This window comes from Natronomonas salsuginis, assembly GCF_005239135.1.
Lineage (GTDB): Archaea > Halobacteriota > Halobacteria > Halobacteriales > Haloarculaceae > Natronomonas > Natronomonas salsuginis.
This window is the reverse complement of record NZ_QKNX01000001.1, coordinates 98,698-115,176: the sequence shown is the minus strand read 5'-3', so window position 1 is coordinate 115,176 and position 16,479 is coordinate 98,698. Positions and strand designations below refer to the sequence as shown.

Below are 16,479 nucleotides of genomic sequence, written 5' to 3'. Positions count from 1 at the left end.
CTCTAGGCGGTGGCTTCGTAGCCGGCCTCGTCGATGGCCGACACGAGTGTGTCGACGTCGGCGTCGCCCTCGACGGTGACGCGTCCCGCGTCGTGGTCCGCGTCGACCCGCTCGACTCCCGGAACCGATTCGACCGCCTCCTCGACGTTTCGTTCACAGCCGTCACAGGCCATCCCGCTCACCGTTAGTGTCGTGGACATGCGTTCTCGTACGCGGGGGACGGTTTTGTCGATTGTGCTTTCGGTGATCCGGTCGAAGTCGCCTTCGATATTTGAAACCAAAGTATCTGCGCGATCGTATCGAATATTCTAAACGACAAACCCAATCAATGTGGAAGCCGTACGTACGTCCATGATCAGACGTGAACGCATCGGCGTCGGCGGGATGCACTGTTCGACGTGTTCGGAGACCGTCGCCGACGCGGTCGAATCACTCGACGGGGTCGTCGACGCGTCGGTGAACTACGCGACCGACGAGGCGACCGTCGAGTACGATCCCACGGACGTGCCGCTCTCGGAGATCTACACAGCGATCGAGGAGTCGGGATACGATCCCCGACGCGAGACGCGAACGATCGCCGTCTCGGGTATGCACTGCTCGACGTGCTCGAAGACGGTGTCCGACGCTCTCGCGGAACTTCCGGGCGTGCTCCGGGCCGACGTGAACTACGCGACCGACGAGGCGACCGTCGAGTACAATCCGGAGTCGTTCTCGCTCGAGGACGCCTACGACGCGATCGAGGAGTCGGGGTACGAGCCGATGCACCGAGACGAAGACGACGGCAGCGACGCCGAGGGCGAGACCGCCGCGGAGCGCGAACTGCGAAAGCAGCGTCGACTCGTCGTCGGGGGCGGCGTGCTCGCGTTGCCGTTCGTCTACCTGATGGTGGCGATGTTCACTCCGCTTTCGCATCCGGAGTCGATCGGTTCGATCCCGTTTGGGTGGGTGCAGTTCGGATTCGCGACGGTGCTGATGGCGACGCTCGGCCGGGAGTTCCTGGTCGGCGCGTACAAAGCGGTGAAAAACCGGACCGCGAACATGGACACGCTCGTAGCGACCGGGTCGAGCGCCGGCTACCTGTTCAGCGCGGCGGTCGTCTTCGGGCTGATCACCGGCGATCTCTACTTCGAGGCCGTCGCGTTCATCCTCTGGTTCATCACGGTCGGCAACTGGCTCGAAGCGCGCTCGAAGGCCACGGCGTCCGACGCCCTGCGGGAGTTGCTCCGGATGGAGGCCGACGAGGCGGTCGTGATCCGAGAAGGCGAAGAGCGGACGGTACCGCTGTCGGACGTCGAGGTCGGCGACGTTATGAAGATCCGACCCGGGGAGCGGATCCCAACCGACGGGATCGTCGCCGAGGGGGAGTCGGCCGTCGACGAGTCGATGCTGACCGGCGAGTCCGTCCCCGTCGAGAAGTCGCCGAGAGACGAGGTCGTCGGCTCGACGGTGAACGAGAACGGCGTCCTGCTCGTCGAGGCGACGAAGGTCGGCGAGGATACCGCGATCCAACAGATCGTCCGCCGGGTCAAGGAGGCCCAATCCAGGCAGCCGGACATCCAGCGGCAGGTCGACCGCGTCAGCGGCTACTTCGTTCCGGCGGTGATCGTCAACGCCGTCGTCTGGGCCGCGCTCTGGTACGCGTTCCCGAGCCAACTGTACTCGATCGTCGGTCAGTTGCCGATCGGACAGGTCGGTGGCGGCCCGATCGTGGGCGGCGTTCCGATCTTCGAGTTCTCGATGATCGTGTTCGCGTCGGCCGTCCTGATCGCCTGTCCCTGCGCGCTCGGGCTCGCGACGCCCGCGGCGACGATGGTCGGCTCGACGATCTCGGCGAAGAACGGCGTCCTGTTCAAGGGCGGCGACGTGCTCGAGCGCGTCCGCGAGACGGACGCCGTCGTCTTCGACAAGACGGGGACGCTCACCGAGGGCGAGATGCAGTTGACCGACGTCGAACCCGTCGAGCGCAACGTGCGAGCCGACGGCGGTGCGGTCGCCGCACAGGCGGTCGACGAGTCGTTCGTGCTGGCCGTCGCGGCGAGCGCCGAATCCGGCTCCGAACACCCGCTCGGGGAAGCCATCGTCCGCGGGGCCGACGAGCACGGTATCGACCTCGCGACGGTCGAGACGTTCGAGAACGTCCCCGGCAAGGGGGTCGAAGCGACCACCGAGCACGGCGACGTGCTCGTCGGGAATCGCGCGTTGCTCGACGACCGCAGAATCGACTCGACGCCCGCGACGGAGACCATGGAGCGGCTCGAAGGGGAGGGGAAGACGGCGATGCTCGTCGCGCTCGACGGGGACGTGATCGGCGTCGTCGCGACGGCGGACACGGTCCGCGAGAGCGCGAAGGCGACCGTTTCGGCGCTCCACGACCGAGGTTACGAGGTGTACATGCTGACTGGGGACAACGATCGAACCGCGTCGGCGGTCGCCGCGGAGGTCGGCATTCCGACCGAGCGCGTCCGCTCCGAGGTGCTCCCGGACGAGAAGGCCGACGTGATCGAGTCGATACAGGCCGACGGAACCCGGGCGATGATGGTCGGCGACGGGGTCAACGACGCGCCCGCGCTCACGACGGCGCATATCGGCGTCGCCATCGGCTCGGGAACCGACGTCGCGATGGAGGCCGCCGACGTGACGCTGATGCGCTCGGATCCCGCGGACGTGCTCAAGGCCATTCGGATCTCGGAGGCGACGCTGTCGAAGATCCGACAGAATCTCTTCTGGGCGCTGGGGTACAACGCGGTGCTCATCCCCGTCGCCTCGCTCGGACTGCTCAATCCCGCACTCGCCGGCGCGGCGATGGCCGCATCGAGCGTTTCGGTCATGTCGAACAGCCTCGCGTTCGCCGCGTACGAGCCGAGTCGGGAGTACGTCCCGCTCTTGCTTCGCCCCTTCGCCGCACTGGGGAGCTGAACCGCATCGGGACGAAACGCTCGGCCCGGTGTCGCCACAGCGATTGATATCGCGCCCCCGAAAGCGTCCGTATGGGAGATTCGACAGCGTCCCTGCCGACGGATATCTCAGCCGAACAGCTCAAACGGCTCATCGACGGTGAGGAGACGTTCGAACTCGTCGACACGCGTGACGACGAGAACTTCGAGGGGTGGCGACTGGCCGATGCGATCCAGTTCGTGTACAAGCCGGACCACGAGTTCGATCTCGATACGTTCACCGCCGCCACGGGCCTCGAACGCAACGACTCAATCGTGCGAGCTGGAGCTCGGTCCAAATCGGTGTGCGGCCGAGTGACTTACTGGCGGAGTCTGCCCGCGAGTCGGGCGACGTGTACGAGACTCTCGCGGTGATCGTCGATACTGAGCGTTTGCCCCGTCGCCTGCGGCGCTGACAGCCCGGCGACGACGTCCTCCAACGCCTCCCGACTCCGCTCGGAGAGCCATCCGATCGATTCGTAGTACGCGAGAGCGGTCAGCGTCCCGTCGTGACCGGTGGCAGCGAGCATCCACTCGAGCCACTCGAAGATCTCGAGTTGTGCGGTGTACGCGTCCGGGAGTCGATCGAGATACGGCTTTGAAACCGCCGGCCCGGATAGCTCAGCCAACAGCGCTGTCGCGTTCGGTGTCCGGTTGAACTCGGCCGACGCGGACTCGGCCCGCTGCTCCCGGTCGCCGTTTCGGGCATCTCCGCGGGACGGTCGACGATCCGAGTCCCGCTGCACCTCCTGGGCGGTACGTCCGTCGGCTCGGCGTTGATGACGCGAGCGAAGGTACGCCTCGACGTCGGCGGCGTCCGCGGGCGGCGTTCGGTTCGCGGTCCGTGCTGTGCTGTCTCCGGACGGCTCCCTCGAGTGAGAATCGGACATCGGACCGGTTCCGCGAACGGCCGATCTATCGCTGGCACCGCCGGACGCCGGCCGCGACCGGTTTTCTATCGACGCTTCCGAGTCGTCCGATGACCGTGGCCGAGACGCGTCGGTCGCGGCTTCGGGAGGTCGCGTCTCGGTGATCGGCTCGACCGGGACCGTTCGGCCGGCGTCTTCGGAGGCGTGAGACGATCGGTCGCGAGGCGACCGAGCAGCACCGCGGTCGGTGTTCGCGGCGGAGTCGCCGACTGTGCGCTCGCGGGGCGGCTTCCGAACCGCATCTCGAAGCTCGCCCAGATCGTATCGGCGGGGGTTCAGTCGGCCGGTCATGACACGATGGTTCGACGACGGTGCGTATAAACGCCGGCTCGATTTCGAGCGGTGTGTTCGGGTGGTTTCAGTGTTCGAAACAGAACCGCACATCGTGGACACCGTTTTTATACGTGGTGTCGAACGCCCCGACATGGCAACGCAGGACGCCCGATCGACGACGCTCCGGGATTTCGATGTCGACCCGACACTCGTCGCTCGCGGCCACACGCCCTCCCTGTATTCACGCGAGCGTTTCGTTCGGTGTGAGTCCTGCGGGGTAACCGTTCCGTACTCGGTCACGGCCGAAGGCCCGATCCGGCGGGCGTTGAAGGAACTCGCCGCGATCCCTTGCGGACAGTACGAGCTACCGGACGTCCCCGTCGGCGATCACGTTCCGACCGTCACCCCCGAACATCCGACGACCGGTCGGAGCGTCGTTTGTGAGTCGTGCGGCCGAAGCGCCCGACTCGGTGACAACCGACGGCGGGTGCTGAAGGAGCTCGCCGCGATCCCCTGTACGCCGCGACTGACCGGCGTCGAACTGGTGGACCTCGTCTTCTCGCCGACCTCGTTTACGCCGCCGCTCGCCGAGCTCGGGGTCGAGCGGTGGTACGGACGACTCGGCGGCAGTCACGGCGACGACGTCGTCCGGCAGTTCCGTCACGAACGGTTCCAGTACACCGCGTACGTCCGCACGAAGCCCGACGGGACGCACGCCGTGGCCGTTTCGACCTCGCCGAACGCCGCCGTCGAACCGCTCGACGAACGCCGATTCCCGAGCACGGACCCGAACGATCCGGCGGCGAAACGGGCTGCAGCCACGTTCGTCACGTTCCTCTCGGCGACCGATCCACTCACCGCCGGCGAGTTCGAAACGCTTCACTCGGCGTACGAAGACGCGTATCAAAACCACCGGGAGCGCTGGTTGGCTGACGCCTACGCGGACGCGAGGGACGCGTTCGGGGATCGCTTCGGTGATACGCCGGAAGCGTTCATCGACGCCTTCGCCGATAGTTCGGCCGAGATCGAGGAAGTGCTGCGTCGAATGGTCGGTTCCGGCGGCTTCTCGGACCAACCGGAGTCCGCATTCGCCGCCGAGATACTGGGCCACGAACACGAGTTCCCCGGATTCATCGATTTCGTCGCGGAGCGACACGGCTGGTCGCCGCCGATTTCCGGCGTCTAGACGCTATTCGACGCTGTCTTCGACCCAGTCTGCGAACGGGGCGAACGCGTCACGCGCGTCGAATCGCTCGATGCAGGGAACCTCGTGCGGGTGGATCGTCTCGACGCGGGACTCGACGGCTCCGTACCGATCGGCGGTCGTTTTGATCAAAAGCACGACCTCGTCGTCGTGGACGACCTCCCCGTCCCACCGGTACGTCGATCGGCACTCGAAGTGGTTGACACAGGCGGCCAACCGCTCGTCGACCAGCGCTTCGGCGAGTTCCGAAGCGAACTCAGACGGGGCGGTCACGTACGCGGTGACGATCGAACTCATCGTTGGGGGCGCACCGTCGGGCGAGATCGATGACGCGTCCCCATCGACCGCCGGAAAGCGGCGAAACGCACGGTCGGCGGCCGCATTTCTCAGTCCTCGCCGTTCGATTGGCCGGTGACGGGATTGTACCGGCCGTTGATGTCCCACTCGTGGATACAGTGGATGTTTCCGACCAGACGCTCCCCGTCTTCCTCGGCGATAACCCAGTTATCGGCCGTCTCATTCCACTCGTCCGTCCGTCCACAGCGTTCGCAGCGTCGCCGCATCGGTGGGGCGATTTCTACGCTCATACCCATCGATCGTTCCCGACCGTATTCAACCATGCGCCGTCGATCCGCGTCGCGACGATGTCGTCATCACGCAGTCGAAACTGCTGCCGTACGGGCGAGCTGAGCGATCAGAAGTCGGGGAGATCGTCCGGGGCCTCGTACTCCGCTTCCCAGTCGACGTATTCCGTTTTTAGCGTGCGGCTCACCGTGTCGCCGAACTCGGCCATCGCCGCGTTGATTCCGGAGACTGTGTTCCACGACGTGAGTTCGGGGTGGAGATTTCGCTCCTTCCAATCCTCGGGGATGCCGGGAGCGTGATAGCCGACGCGATCGGCGAAGTCGTCCCAGAAGAAATCGAACGCGTCGAACATACCGAGGTCCTCGGCGATCGCGAACTCGTCGGCGTCGAGATCGGTCGTCTCCGCCCACGCTTCGAAGGCTTCCACCCAGGCGCCGTTCTCGAGAAACGCTTCAAGTTCCGCACGGCGGTAGTCGCTTCCCAGCACTTCCACGTCGTCGTACTCGTCAGCGTCGTGACGGGGGAGTTTCGGAGGTGCCGGCGGATCGACGTTCAGTCCCATACCGTCCCGTAGTCCCCCGGAAAATAAAAGCCTCTCACGTCGAGTCCGCCGCTTCGTCGAACCACTCGGGGCGGTCCGCGTCGGTGCTCCCGACGTTCGTATACGAGATCCTCCGGGTCACGACCACCGGCTCCTCGTCGATCCGTCCGCGATAGTCGAGTCGGAGCTGTCTGACCAACCCGGTCCCGTCGACTTCGGCCGTGAGCGAGACGTTTCGTGCCGGGACGGCATCCGGAAACGGGAGACTGGCCGTCGTCGGCTCGGGGCTCGTCAGTCGATATCGCGGGACCCCTGCCTCAATCCGACGCGTCTCGATTCGGGTGGGAACCTCGCTGAAGCTCGATTGGATCATGACGCCCGGAGTCATCCGGAACGTGAACGATCCGGTCATCGCCCAAAAGTACCATGTCCCCACGCCCGAGGCGGTGGGAGAGAACTCGTTGTACCGCGGATCGGGCTCGCCGAACGCCCGAACGTACGTCTCGCGATCGGACCAGAACTCCGCGTACGCGGGCGGTTCGCCCAGCACCTTCGGACCGTCGACGCCGCCCGTGCGGACTGCGGCGTGATACGTTCGGTCCTCCGTGAGGCGGAGGTGCACCGTGTATTGAGAGCGGACGGTACCGTTCTCGTACCGAACGGTCTGGTTCGAGGTGAGCGTGTACGATCGGTTCGCGAGCCACTGGCCGTGTGCGGTGGCGAGTGCCGCCGGATCCGAGACGCCGTCGTCGTCGATTCCGGAGGTCCGAAGCGTTGCAGGGTCAGCCGCCGGGACCGGGACCGGCGTCACCGGCTCGACCGATCTGTCCGTCGGGCTGTCCGAATCGAAACCGACCCCGGAACATCCGGTGAGAACGACGAGGAGGATCACACACGCCCTGTACACGGGACCTAGTATGATCGCTGTTCGGATAAAACAGCTGATTGTCACTCAGCAGACATAATCGCGGTACACGGGTTTCACCGTGTGGGATTGTCTGCAACACTTAAAGCGGTGGCCGAACATTGTCGCGTATGCGAATACTGGTTCCCTACGATGGCTCCGAACAGGCCGACGCGGCGTTGGAGTACGCGGTGACGCAACACCCCGGCGACGACCTCGTTCTGTTGCACGTGCTGGACTTCGTCGAGGCGGGGTACAGCGCGGCACCGGAGGCGGCGCTCGCCGGATACTGGGAGGAGTGGTACGAGCAGGCGGAGTCGTCGGCGGAAGAGTTACTGGAGAATGCGGCCGCCGCGATCGAGACCGAGGCCGACGTCGAGACGGAGGTCGTCGTCGGCCCGCCCGCGAACGCGATCGTCGAATACATCGAGACGGAGGACATCGACGCCGTCGTCATCGGTAGTCACGGGCGCGACGGCTTCTCGCGAATCCTGCTCGGCAGCGTCGCCGAGACGGTCGTCCGTCGATCGCCGGTTCCGGTGACGGTGGTCCGCTAGCCGTGGACGGTCACCCTGAGTCGCCGATTCGCTCCGTGACCTGACGGAGTTGTTTGTGACGAGCCTCGACGGCTTCCTCCCGGAGGGCTGCTTCGGCCTCCGTCGGGCATTCGAGCTCCGGCACGGGCGTCGGACGCCCCTCGTCGTCGAGCGCGACGAACGTGAAAAACGAGGTCGTGGCGAGGCGTCGGTTCCCGGCCGTCGGATCCTCGGCATGGACATCGACGCGAACGTCGATGCTCGTCCGATTGGCCCCGAACACGTACCCCTCGATGACGGCGACTTCACCCAGATCGATCGGAGTGACGAAATCGACGTGATCCATCGAGGCCGTCACGCACTGGTGACCCGCAAAGCGCATGCTAGCAACGGCCGCGCAGATGTCCATCCAGTGAAGTACCGTGCCACCGAGCGCGCGTCCGAGCGTGTTCGTCTCGTTCGGCAGTAGTATTTCGGTCATTTCGGTCATCGAATCCGACAGTGTTGCCATGGGGACCACGACGGCGGCCGATACCAAGGTTCTTCGGCCGCCGGACGGCGCAGTCCGTCCCGATACACGTAAACCGCTCGCCCGACTCGTGTCGACAATGAGTAGGGACGCCGAATCGGGGTCGGTTCGGGTCGTCGGGACAGCCCACGTTTCGGAGGCCAGCGTCGAGGAGGTCGAGTCGGTCATCGACGAGGAGCGTCCGGACATCGTCGCCGTCGAGCTCGACGAGGGGCGATATCGCCAAATCCGCGGCGAGACGCCGGAGGATCTGGACGCGGGCGATCTGCTGAAGGGGAACACTGTCTATCAGTTCCTCGCGTACTGGATGCTCTCGTACGTCCAGGCGCGTTTGGGCGACCGGTTCGATATCGAACCGGGAGCGGACATGAAAGCCGCGATCGACACGGCAGAAGCGCTCGACCTCAACGTCGCGTTGGTCGATCGGGACATTCAGGTCACGATTCAGCGGTTCTGGGCGCGGCTCTCGTTCGTCGAAAAGCTCAAACTCGCCGGGAGCCTCGCCGTCGGGCTGGGCGACCCGCGCGAGCTCGGGCTGGGCGTCGGCCTCGGCATCGCGCTCGTCCTCTCGATACTCGCCGGGGCGGTCGGGGGCCCATTCATCGTCCCCGAGGCGCTCGGCTCCGGATTCTTGGTCGGCATCGTCGATACGCTCCTCGTCGCGCTCACGCTCGGACTGCTGCTCGGCGGGGGGATCGTCCTCGCGCTGGAGTGGCTCGCACCTGCGGAGGACGACCTCCAGGAGATCGATATCGACCGGATGACCGACACCGACGTCGTGGGCGCAATGATGGAAGAGTTCCGCCGGTTCTCCCCTGGAGGTGCGGAAGCGCTCATCGACGAGCGGGACGCCTACATCGCCCACCAGCTCGTCGCCCTGCGCGACCAAGGACACGACATCGTCGCCATCGTCGGGGCGGGACACAAAGACGGCATCGAACGGTATCTGGACTCGCCGTCGCTGCTGCCGACGATGGACTCGATCACGGGACGATCGTCCGGGAGCCGAATCTCGCTGTACAAGACGTTCGGCTACCTGTTTACCCTCGGCTTTCTCGTGTTCTTCGTGCTGTTGGCGATCGCGACGTACACCGGCGTCGAAGGCGCGTCGAGCGAACTGCTCTTTCGGCTGTTCGCCGCGTGGTTCCTCATCAACGGTGTCCTCGCGTTCGGCCTGGCCAAACTCGCCGGCGCGCACTGGCAGTCGGCGGGCGTCGGCGGGGGCATCGCGTGGCTGACGAGCGTCAATCCGCTGTTGGCTCCCGGCTGGTTCGCTGGCTACGTCGAGTTGCGTTACCTCGACGTCAACGTCGGGGATATCGCGACACTCAACGAGATCATGTCCGACGAGGAGGCGCCGCTCAGACAGCTTTGGGACGACCTCACCGCAGTCCCGCTGTTCAAGCTCATTATCATCGTTGCGTTGACCAACGTGGGGAGCTTCATCGGCAGCGTTCTGTTCGCGACGGTGTTGTTGCCGTACCTCTTTGCCGGCTCGGGAATCGAGGGGGCCGGCGGCGTCGCACGCCTCATGCTCGAAGCGGCCCGCAACAGCCTCGAGATACTCACCGAGGTGCTTCGATGAGCGCGATTCGTATCGATGGGATCCGGTTTTATCCGGACGAGATCCGAGATCTCGCGGTCGCGTGGATCGCTCTCGGAATCGCGTTCGGCGTGTTCATTCTCGTCTCGACCGGGCGGAGCGTGTTTCCGGATATCACCGGCGCGATACTCACTCCGCTTTTCGCCCGCGTCTTCCTCGTCAGTATGTTAACCGTCGGCGTCGGATTCTTGCTCCACGAGCTCGCTCACAAGGTCGTCGCGGTCCGATTCGGCCAGGTCGCATCGTTCAAAGCCGACTATCAGATGCTCGCGCTGTGTATCGGTGCGGCGTTCGCCGGGTTCCTGTTCGCCGCGCCGGGGGCGGTGTACCACCGCGGGCGGATCACGCAGCGACAGAGCGGGCTGGTATCGGTCGCCGGCCCGCTGACGAACGTTGCGCTCGTCGCGGTGTTTCTCCCGCTACTCGTGTTCGACGGCTTCGTCGGGCAGGTCGGGCAACTCGGCGTGCTAATCAACGCCTTTCTCGCGACGTTCAACATGCTCCCGTTCGGGCCGCTGGACGGGAAATCGGTCATGTCGTGGAGCAAGCCGGTGTTCGGCGCTACGTTTGTTGGCTCGGCGCTCGTGGCGATCGGAGCGATCCTTGTCGTCGGCTTTCCGAGCTTTTGACCGCGACGGTACCAACCGACGCGTTTTTGCTCCGGTCGGCCACCGGATGAAGTATGAGCGACGAAAACCCCGATGAGGGGCTGACCTACGCCGCGACCGGCGTCGACATCGACGAGAGCGAGGCCGCCACCGCGGCGCTGATTGGCGCGGTCGGCGAATTTGAAGGGGATTACGCCGGCCTCATCGATATTGGCGGCCGATATCTGGCGCTCGCGACCGACGGCGTCGGGACGAAACTGCTCGTCGCCGAGGCCATCGGAGACTACTCCACGATCGGCATCGACTGTATCGCGATGAACGCGAACGATCTCGTCGCGGCCGGGGTCACGCCGGTCGCGTTCGTCGATTACCTCGCGGTCGAGACGCCGGACGACGTGATCGCAGAGCGAGTCGGCGAGGGCCTCGCCGCCGGTGCCGAACGCGCCGAGGTCGCGCTCGTCGGCGGCGAGACCGCCGTCATGCCCGAAGTGATCCGCGGGTTAGATCTCGCAGGAGCCTGTGCCGGACTGGCCACCGAAGCCGAGCTATTCGACGGTGAAGCCCGAGACGGCGACCGGCTGGTCGGGGTTCCATCGTCGGGGATCCACTCGAACGGGTTGACGCTTGCACGAGAGGCCGCGACGCAGAACCACGAGTACACGGACCCGTTCCCGTACGACGAGGATCGGACGGTCGGTGAGGTGTTGCTCGAACCGACGCGGATCTACCGGGACGTGCTCGGTCCGCTCCAGGCGGTCGAGACGCACGCGGCCGCACATATCACCGGCGGCGGCTGGACGAATCTGGAGCGGATGGGTGAGAACCGCTACGTCGTCGATGATCCCTTCGAGCCGCAGCCGGTGTTCGAGTTCATCCAGGAGGAAGGCGGTGTCATGGACGAGGAGATGCACCGCACGTTCAACATGGGCACCGGGTTCGTCGCCGCGCTCCCCGAAGCGGACGCCGAGTCGGTCTCCGACGAGCTCGACGACGCACGGATCATCGGACGCGTCGAGTCCGGCAGCGGCGTTTCGATCCGCGGACTGAAGCTGTAAGCGAACAGACGGGGCGCCGGATTGGTCGACCCTGCCCCGCGCTCCCGCCTCGGGGGCCGACCACGATTCGTCACGTCACGGGGGATCTGGCCGCCGATTCGTATATAAAGGTGCGGCCGGGGGAAGGCTTTTGTATAACTCGAGGTAATTACCGAATATGGGAATGGATCTGCCGACACCCGCCGATCTCAAGGAGCGTCGGACGGCGTTGGAACTGACACAGAGCGAGCTAGCCGAGCGCGCGGACGTCTCGCAGCCGCTTATCGCCCGAATCGAGGGCGGTGACGTCGACCCGCGGCTTTCGACGCTCCGGCGGATCGTCACTGCCCTCGACGAGGCCGAGAGCGCGGTGATACACGCCGGCGACATCATGCATGAGGGCGTGATTCACGTGGCGCCGGACGACAGCGTCCGGGAGGCGATCGACGTGATGGTAAAGGAGGGGTACTCGCAGCTGCCGGTCGTTCGAGATGGCCGGCCGCAGGGGATCATCTCCAACTCGGATATCCGACAACTGGATCGGGATAACGCCGGAGAGTTGCCGGTTGCTGACGCCATGCGCGAGGCGATCACGACCGTCGAGCCGGGCGCCACGCTGGACGAAGTGAATGCCCATCTCAACCACCAGGACGCGGTGATGGTCGTCGTCGACGGTCAGTTACGCGGAATCATCACTGAGGCGGACGTCGCCGCCCACGTCTCCTAAAGTGCTCTCCGCAGTCGTTAGGCGTCTTCGTCCTCGTCCGCATCGCCGGTGTCGAACGTCTGGACTATCTTCAGCGGAATGTCTCGCAGCGCGCCGCCGATCTCGCTCTTTGCGATACGCGAGGCGTGTTGTTCGCTGTCGGCGTTGAACACTTTCATCTCGAGCCCCAATCCAACGAGCGCCGTATCGGCGGCGATAAACGCCGAATCGAATGGTTCACCACAGGCCGGACACGGCGTCGAACCGACCTCGACTTCGACGTAGTCCATATCGGCCTGATTGAGCCGTTTACCGGCCTCGCTCACCGCCACGCCGATGGCGTCGTCGATCGCCTCGACATCGCGGACCAACCACGCGGCTTCCATCGCAACGAGATAGTTACTCATGTTCCAACGAAACGAAGCCCGACGGATATCCCTATTGTTTCGGTGCCGCTGTGTGGGGGCGTCGCAGATCTCGTGATCCAGAGCCGCGCACGTGACGTCCATTATCGTCATAAGTTATGCGTATCGACGCCCGGACGTACCCGCGTAATCCGGGAGCGAACCGTCGGATGTACGATCCAATTGCGTGAACTACAACTAAATATGAAATCGGTGCTAAAGGCCCGCTACCCGCATAAAATTCGACATTCGAAAATCGACGGTGAACGGAAAGTATATATCTTTCCACTTGTTCCCAACGCGGTACGATGGCAACACACCTGTACCGGGCATCGGTGTTCGCGCTGTACCAGTTCAGCATCGTCCTCGGCATCGTCCTCCTGCCGGTCGCGCTCGTGGCGAACCGCGCCGGCATCTCGCTCCCGATCGGGAGGCTCGTCGAGCGGTTCGAAACCGCGCACCGACGAGCTTCGGAGCGGTAACCGGAAGGTTTTATCAGCGTCGGTCTGTACAATATGATAATGCGACAACCGGATTCCTCCCTGCCGCGTACCGGACAGGATCACACACGCTCGCCGTACGAGCCCGAACTCGGAGAGGTTCCCTCGAACGACCTCTCGGTCGACGACCTCGACACCGTCAACAAGACGGGGACGACGACGATCGGGATCTCTACGACCGAAGGCGTCGTCATTGCGACGGACATGCGCGCGTCCCTGGGCGGTCGCTTCGTCTCGAACAAGGACGTTCAGAAGGTCGAGCAGATCCACCCGACCGGTGCGTTGACACTCGTCGGCAGCGTCGGCGGTGCCCAGTCGTTCATCCGATCGCTGCGAGCAGAGGTCAACCTCTATGAGGCTCGCCGCGGCGAGGACATCCCGATCAGCGCGCTCGCGACGCTCGCGGGGAACTTCGCCCGCGGCGGTCCGTTCTTCGCGATCAACCCGATCCTCGGCGGCGTCGACGACGAGGGACACCACGTCTACTCGATCGATCCCGCGGGCGGCGTGATGAAAGACGATTACACGATCACCGGCTCCGGACTCACGGTCGCGTACGGCACGCTCGAACGGGAGTACGAGGACGACATGACCAACGAGGAGGCGAAGCGAGTCGCCGCGTCGGGCATCAAGGCGGCCGTCGAACGCGACACTGGCTCCGGTAACGGCGTGTTCCTCGCGACGATCACGGACGAAGGCGTCGATATCAAGGGTCACAAAGACTTCGACGACGTGCTGTAACGCCGGCCGGTCGATTCGCATCATTTAATCACGGGCTCTCGGTATCCGACAGACATGTCCATGGAGTTCGCGACGTTCGCCGACCGGGCCGCGGCGATCGAATCGGAGTCGGCGGATTTGGAGACCGTCGAACTCGTGGCGGCCCTCCTCGATGACGCGGAGGGCTCACTCGATGTCGTCGCGCGATTCGTACAGGGCCGGGTGTTCCCCGCCAACGACGGGACGAAACTCGACATCGGCCCGGCGCTGTGCTACGAGGCACTCGCGAAGGCGGCCGGACCGAACGTGACGTCCGGGGACATCGAGTCACGACTTGCGACCGTCGGCGAGATCGGCGGCGTCGCGGAGGCGTTGGATCTCGGGGGGCAACGGGGATTGGCCGCGTTCGGGGGCGGGAACGACGACGACACGCTCACGGTCGAACGCGTCGACGCGGAACTGCGAAGCCTCGCGGCGGCAGCGGGGAGCGGCAGCACCGACACCAAACTCGACACCTTATTCGGCCTGTTCAACCGCTGTGAACCGACCGAGGCTCGCTTTCTCGCCCGTCTCGTGCTGGGAGACATGCGGATCGGCGTCGGCGAGGGGGCAGTTCGTGACGGGATCGCCGCGGCCTTCGACGTGTCCACCGAGGCCGTCGAGCGCGCACTCCAGGTTTCGAACGACTGCGGTCTCGTGGCTGAAACCGCACGCGATGGGGGCGAGAGCGGGTTGAACGATATCCGATTGGCGGTCGGCCGGCCGGTCAAGGCGATGTTGGCACAGGCGGGGACCGCCCTCGACGCCCTCGACGCGTGGGAGCGCGCGGCGGTCGAGACGAAGTTCGACGGGGCGCGAGTGCAGGTCCACTACGACGGCGAGACGGTTCGGCTGTTCTCGCGGAATCTGGAGGACGTGACGGACCCGTTGCCCGAGATCGTTCGGACCGTCGAACGCGCACTCGACGTCCCCGCGATCCTCGATGGTGAGGTCGTCGCGATCGACGGGGACGGGAGCCCGCGACCGTTTCAGGACGTGCTTCGTCGGTTTCGCCGGAAACACGATATCCAGGCGACCCGCGAGGACGTGACGGTCGAACTCCGCGCATTCGATTGCCTCCACGCGGACGGTGCGGACCTACTCGACGCGCCGTTCGTCGACCGGCACGACCGATTGCGGACGGTCTTCGACGGCGAAATCTCGACGATTCGGCTGACCGACGCTCCCGAGGAAATTGCCGATCTCGAAGCGTCGGCGTTGGCGGCCGGCCACGAGGGGATCATGCTGAAAGACCCGGCGTCCGCGTACACGCCCGGGAACCGTGGAAAGAACTGGCTGAAGCGAAAACCCGACGTGGAGACGCTCGACGTGATCGTCACGGGCGCGGAGTGGGGGGAGGGACGTCGAGCGAACCTGCTCGGGACGTTTCTGCTCTCGGTTCGCGACGGTGAGGAGTACCGAACGATCGGCAAGGTCGCCACGGGAATCACGGACGAGAAGCTCGAGGAGCTTCACGAACGGCTCGATCCGTACGTTCGCTCGGAGTCGGGAACCGAGGTCGAGATCGAACCGGCGATCGTCTTCGAGGTCGGCTACGAGGAAATCCAGCGCTCGCCGACGTACTCGTCCGGGTACGCGCTCCGATTCCCGCGGTTCGTGAGCGTTCGCGAGGACAAAGATCCGGATGACGCCGAAGACCTCGAACGAGTCGAGCGACTCGTCGAGTGATCGTCGGGTTTGTATCGACGGATACCCTACGCCGACCATGATCGAATACGATGGCGTGAGCGTCTCGTGGCTTGGCTACGCGACGCTTCGAGTCGCGGGTGACGGGCCTGTCGTCTACGTCGACCCGGGGCGCTACGGCGTCTTGGACGGCTACGACGGGGGCGACGGGGACGTCGTCTGCGTGACGCACGAGCACCACTACGACACGAACGGCATTCGGGCGGTTGCCGACGATGACGCCACGATCGTCGCCTTCGAGGGGATCAATCCCCACCGGATCGACCGCGACGTCGAACGCTTGGCCGACCTGCCGTTCGATGTTCGGCGCGTCGACGCCGAAGCCGACATCGCGGTCGGCGATGCGATCGTCAGGACCACCGCGGCGTACAACGAGCCGGACGGCCCACACGTCCGCGAAAACGGCGAGCCGTATCATCCGAAGGGGCTCGGCTGTGGCTTCCACGTCACGGTCGACGGCGTGTCGGTGTATTGCCCCGGTGACACCGACGTGTTGGACGGCCACGCGCGCCTCGACATCGACGTCTTCTGCCCGCCGATCGGCGGCACGTTTACCATGAACCGACACGAGGCGGCCGATCTCGCGGCGGCGCTCGAGCCTGATCTCGTCGTCCCGATCCACTACGACACGTTCGAGCCGATCGAAACCGACGTCGAGGCGTTCGCCGCGGAGCTCGAGCGACGCGGTGTCGAGGTCCACCTCGACGGCTGAGGCGACGGAAGG

20 protein-coding genes are annotated in these 16,479 nt (G+C 65.1%); 12 read left to right on the top strand and 8 right to left on the bottom strand.

Features of this window, described 5'->3' with window-relative positions; translation table 11 throughout:
- Positions 1–2 precede the first annotated feature (2 nt).
- Entirely contained in the window at positions 3–200 is a 198-nt protein-coding gene (locus tag DM868_RS00645; protein WP_137274935.1) for a heavy-metal-associated domain-containing protein, read from the bottom strand.
- A gap of 151 nt (positions 201–351) precedes the next feature.
- On the opposite strand from DM868_RS00645, the gene DM868_RS00640 reads away from it, so the two are divergent.
- Together DM868_RS00640 and DM868_RS00635 are read left to right on the top strand one after the other, a co-directional pair.
- Entirely contained in the window at positions 352–2,916 is a 2,565-nt protein-coding gene (locus DM868_RS00640; RefSeq protein WP_137274933.1) for a heavy metal translocating P-type ATPase, read from the top strand.
- A 71-nt stretch (positions 2,917–2,987) separates the two neighbouring features.
- Entirely contained in the window at positions 2,988–3,308 is a 321-nt protein-coding gene (locus tag DM868_RS00635) for a rhodanese-like domain-containing protein (protein ID WP_137274931.1), read from the top strand.
- On the opposite strand, the gene DM868_RS00630 is transcribed toward DM868_RS00635, so the two are convergent.
- On the bottom strand, positions 3,254–4,153 hold the full coding sequence (locus DM868_RS00630) for a FlaD/FlaE family flagellar protein (RefSeq protein ID WP_170964399.1): 900 nt from the start codon (positions 4,151–4,153) through the stop codon (positions 3,254–3,256). The genes DM868_RS00635 and DM868_RS00630 overlap by 55 nt on opposite strands.
- Positions 4,154–4,286: 133 nt before the next feature.
- Between DM868_RS00630 and DM868_RS00625 the strand changes: the two genes are divergently transcribed.
- Positions 4,287–5,321 (top strand): hypothetical protein, encoded by a 1,035-nt coding sequence (locus DM868_RS00625; protein ID WP_137274927.1) that lies wholly within the window; start codon positions 4,287–4,289, stop codon positions 5,319–5,321.
- Positions 5,322–5,324: 3 nt separating this feature from the next.
- Here DM868_RS00625 and cutA read toward each other — a convergent pair whose 3' ends face one another.
- The 4 genes from cutA to DM868_RS00605 form a co-directional block, all read right to left on the bottom strand.
- Positions 5,325–5,636, bottom strand: coding sequence for a divalent-cation tolerance protein CutA (gene cutA / locus DM868_RS00620; protein WP_246048991.1), 312 nt, complete (start codon positions 5,634–5,636; stop codon positions 5,325–5,327).
- An 89-nt stretch (positions 5,637–5,725) separates the two neighbouring features.
- The gene (locus DM868_RS00615) at positions 5,726–5,926 is read right to left on the bottom strand and encodes an HEWD family protein (RefSeq protein WP_137274925.1); all 201 of its coding nucleotides are present in this window, start codon (positions 5,924–5,926) and stop codon (positions 5,726–5,728) included.
- 107 nt (positions 5,927–6,033) lie between these two features.
- Positions 6,034–6,486, bottom strand: coding sequence for a hypothetical protein (locus DM868_RS00610; RefSeq protein WP_137274923.1), 453 nt, complete (start codon positions 6,484–6,486; stop codon positions 6,034–6,036).
- A 34-nt stretch (positions 6,487–6,520) separates the two neighbouring features.
- Positions 6,521–7,357, bottom strand: coding sequence for a DUF7537 family lipoprotein (locus DM868_RS00605; protein WP_137274921.1), 837 nt, complete (start codon positions 7,355–7,357; stop codon positions 6,521–6,523).
- Between the two features lie 143 nt (positions 7,358–7,500).
- On the opposite strand from DM868_RS00605, the gene DM868_RS00600 reads away from it, so the two are divergent.
- A complete protein-coding gene (locus DM868_RS00600) occupies positions 7,501–7,926 on the top strand; it encodes a universal stress protein (RefSeq protein WP_137274919.1) in 426 nt (141 codons plus the stop codon).
- A 10-nt stretch (positions 7,927–7,936) separates the two neighbouring features.
- Here the strand turns inward: DM868_RS00600 and DM868_RS00595 are convergent, their stop codons facing one another.
- Positions 7,937–8,416 (bottom strand): acyl-CoA thioesterase, encoded by a 480-nt coding sequence (locus DM868_RS00595; RefSeq protein WP_170964398.1) that lies wholly within the window; start codon positions 8,414–8,416, stop codon positions 7,937–7,939.
- A gap of 97 nt (positions 8,417–8,513) precedes the next feature.
- On the opposite strand from DM868_RS00595, the gene DM868_RS00590 reads away from it, so the two are divergent.
- From DM868_RS00590 to DM868_RS00575, 4 genes are all read left to right on the top strand, one after another.
- Positions 8,514–10,019 carry a TraB/GumN family protein gene (locus tag DM868_RS00590; protein ID WP_137274914.1) on the top strand — a complete coding sequence of 502 codons (1,506 nt, stop codon included), beginning with the start codon at positions 8,514–8,516 and terminating at the stop codon, positions 10,017–10,019.
- Positions 10,016–10,666, top strand: a complete 651-nt coding sequence (locus DM868_RS00585) for a metalloprotease (RefSeq protein WP_137274912.1) — start codon at positions 10,016–10,018, stop codon at positions 10,664–10,666. Before DM868_RS00590 ends, DM868_RS00585 begins: the two co-directional genes overlap by 4 nt.
- Before the next feature lie 53 nt (positions 10,667–10,719).
- On the top strand, positions 10,720–11,700 hold the full coding sequence (gene purM / locus DM868_RS00580; RefSeq protein WP_137274910.1) for a phosphoribosylformylglycinamidine cyclo-ligase: 981 nt from the start codon (positions 10,720–10,722) through the stop codon (positions 11,698–11,700).
- Positions 11,701–11,863: 163 nt separating this feature from the next.
- Positions 11,864–12,406 carry a CBS domain-containing protein gene (locus DM868_RS00575; protein ID WP_137275681.1) on the top strand — a complete coding sequence of 181 codons (543 nt, stop codon included), beginning with the start codon at positions 11,864–11,866 and terminating at the stop codon, positions 12,404–12,406.
- Between the two features lie 17 nt (positions 12,407–12,423).
- Here DM868_RS00575 and DM868_RS00570 read toward each other — a convergent pair whose 3' ends face one another.
- Positions 12,424–12,792, bottom strand: a complete 369-nt coding sequence (locus tag DM868_RS00570; protein WP_137274908.1) for a DUF555 domain-containing protein — start codon at positions 12,790–12,792, stop codon at positions 12,424–12,426.
- Positions 12,793–13,097: 305 nt separating this feature from the next.
- Here DM868_RS00570 and DM868_RS14970 point away from each other — a divergent pair, with 305 nt between their 5' ends.
- The 4 genes from DM868_RS14970 to DM868_RS00555 are packed head-to-tail and all read left to right on the top strand — an operon-like array spanning position 13,098 to position 16,467.
- On the top strand, positions 13,098–13,271 hold the full coding sequence (locus DM868_RS14970) for a hypothetical protein (protein ID WP_170964397.1): 174 nt from the start codon (positions 13,098–13,100) through the stop codon (positions 13,269–13,271).
- 39 nt (positions 13,272–13,310) lie between these two features.
- Positions 13,311–14,030: an archaeal proteasome endopeptidase complex subunit beta gene (gene psmB, locus DM868_RS00565; protein ID WP_137274907.1), complete on the top strand. Its 720-nt coding sequence runs from the start codon at positions 13,311–13,313 to the stop codon at positions 14,028–14,030.
- Positions 14,031–14,090: 60 nt separating this feature from the next.
- Positions 14,091–15,737 carry an ATP-dependent DNA ligase LigA gene (ligA, locus tag DM868_RS00560; protein WP_137275680.1) on the top strand — a complete coding sequence of 549 codons (1,647 nt, stop codon included), beginning with the start codon at positions 14,091–14,093 and terminating at the stop codon, positions 15,735–15,737.
- Between the two features lie 37 nt (positions 15,738–15,774).
- Positions 15,775–16,467, top strand: a complete 693-nt coding sequence (locus tag DM868_RS00555) for an MBL fold metallo-hydrolase (RefSeq protein ID WP_137274905.1) — start codon at positions 15,775–15,777, stop codon at positions 16,465–16,467.
- Positions 16,468–16,479 lie beyond the last annotated feature (12 nt).

Excerpts from the sequence above, each read along its gene's own strand:
- DM868_RS00645 (WP_137274935.1), bottom strand. The coding sequence starts at position 200 with ATGTCCACGACACTAACGGTGAGCGGGATGGCCTGTGACGGCTGTGAA.
- DM868_RS00640 (WP_137274933.1), top strand. The coding sequence starts at position 352 with ATGATCAGACGTGAACGCATCGGCGTCGGCGGGATGCACTGTTCGACG.
- DM868_RS00635 (WP_137274931.1), top strand. The coding sequence starts at position 2,988 with ATGGGAGATTCGACAGCGTCCCTGCCGACGGATATCTCAGCCGAACAG.
- DM868_RS00630 (WP_170964399.1), bottom strand. The coding sequence starts at position 4,153 with ATGACCGGCCGACTGAACCCCCGCCGATACGATCTGGGCGAGCTTCGA.
- DM868_RS00625 (WP_137274927.1), top strand. The coding sequence starts at position 4,287 with ATGGCAACGCAGGACGCCCGATCGACGACGCTCCGGGATTTCGATGTC.
- cutA (WP_246048991.1), bottom strand. The coding sequence starts at position 5,636 with ATGAGTTCGATCGTCACCGCGTACGTGACCGCCCCGTCTGAGTTCGCT.
- DM868_RS00615 (WP_137274925.1), bottom strand. The coding sequence starts at position 5,926 with ATGAGCGTAGAAATCGCCCCACCGATGCGGCGACGCTGCGAACGCTGT.
- DM868_RS00610 (WP_137274923.1), bottom strand. The coding sequence starts at position 6,486 with ATGGGACTGAACGTCGATCCGCCGGCACCTCCGAAACTCCCCCGTCAC.
- DM868_RS00600 (WP_137274919.1), top strand. The coding sequence starts at position 7,501 with ATGCGAATACTGGTTCCCTACGATGGCTCCGAACAGGCCGACGCGGCG.
- DM868_RS00595 (WP_170964398.1), bottom strand. The coding sequence starts at position 8,416 with ATGGCAACACTGTCGGATTCGATGACCGAAATGACCGAAATACTACTG.
- DM868_RS00590 (WP_137274914.1), top strand. The coding sequence starts at position 8,514 with ATGAGTAGGGACGCCGAATCGGGGTCGGTTCGGGTCGTCGGGACAGCC.
- DM868_RS00585 (WP_137274912.1), top strand. The coding sequence starts at position 10,016 with ATGAGCGCGATTCGTATCGATGGGATCCGGTTTTATCCGGACGAGATC.
- purM (WP_137274910.1), top strand. The coding sequence starts at position 10,720 with ATGAGCGACGAAAACCCCGATGAGGGGCTGACCTACGCCGCGACCGGC.
- DM868_RS00575 (WP_137275681.1), top strand. The coding sequence starts at position 11,864 with ATGGATCTGCCGACACCCGCCGATCTCAAGGAGCGTCGGACGGCGTTG.
- DM868_RS00570 (WP_137274908.1), bottom strand. The coding sequence starts at position 12,792 with ATGAGTAACTATCTCGTTGCGATGGAAGCCGCGTGGTTGGTCCGCGAT.
- DM868_RS14970 (WP_170964397.1), top strand. The coding sequence starts at position 13,098 with ATGGCAACACACCTGTACCGGGCATCGGTGTTCGCGCTGTACCAGTTC.
- psmB (WP_137274907.1), top strand. The coding sequence starts at position 13,311 with ATGCGACAACCGGATTCCTCCCTGCCGCGTACCGGACAGGATCACACA.
- ligA (WP_137275680.1), top strand. The coding sequence starts at position 14,091 with ATGGAGTTCGCGACGTTCGCCGACCGGGCCGCGGCGATCGAATCGGAG.
- DM868_RS00555 (WP_137274905.1), top strand. The coding sequence starts at position 15,775 with ATGATCGAATACGATGGCGTGAGCGTCTCGTGGCTTGGCTACGCGACG.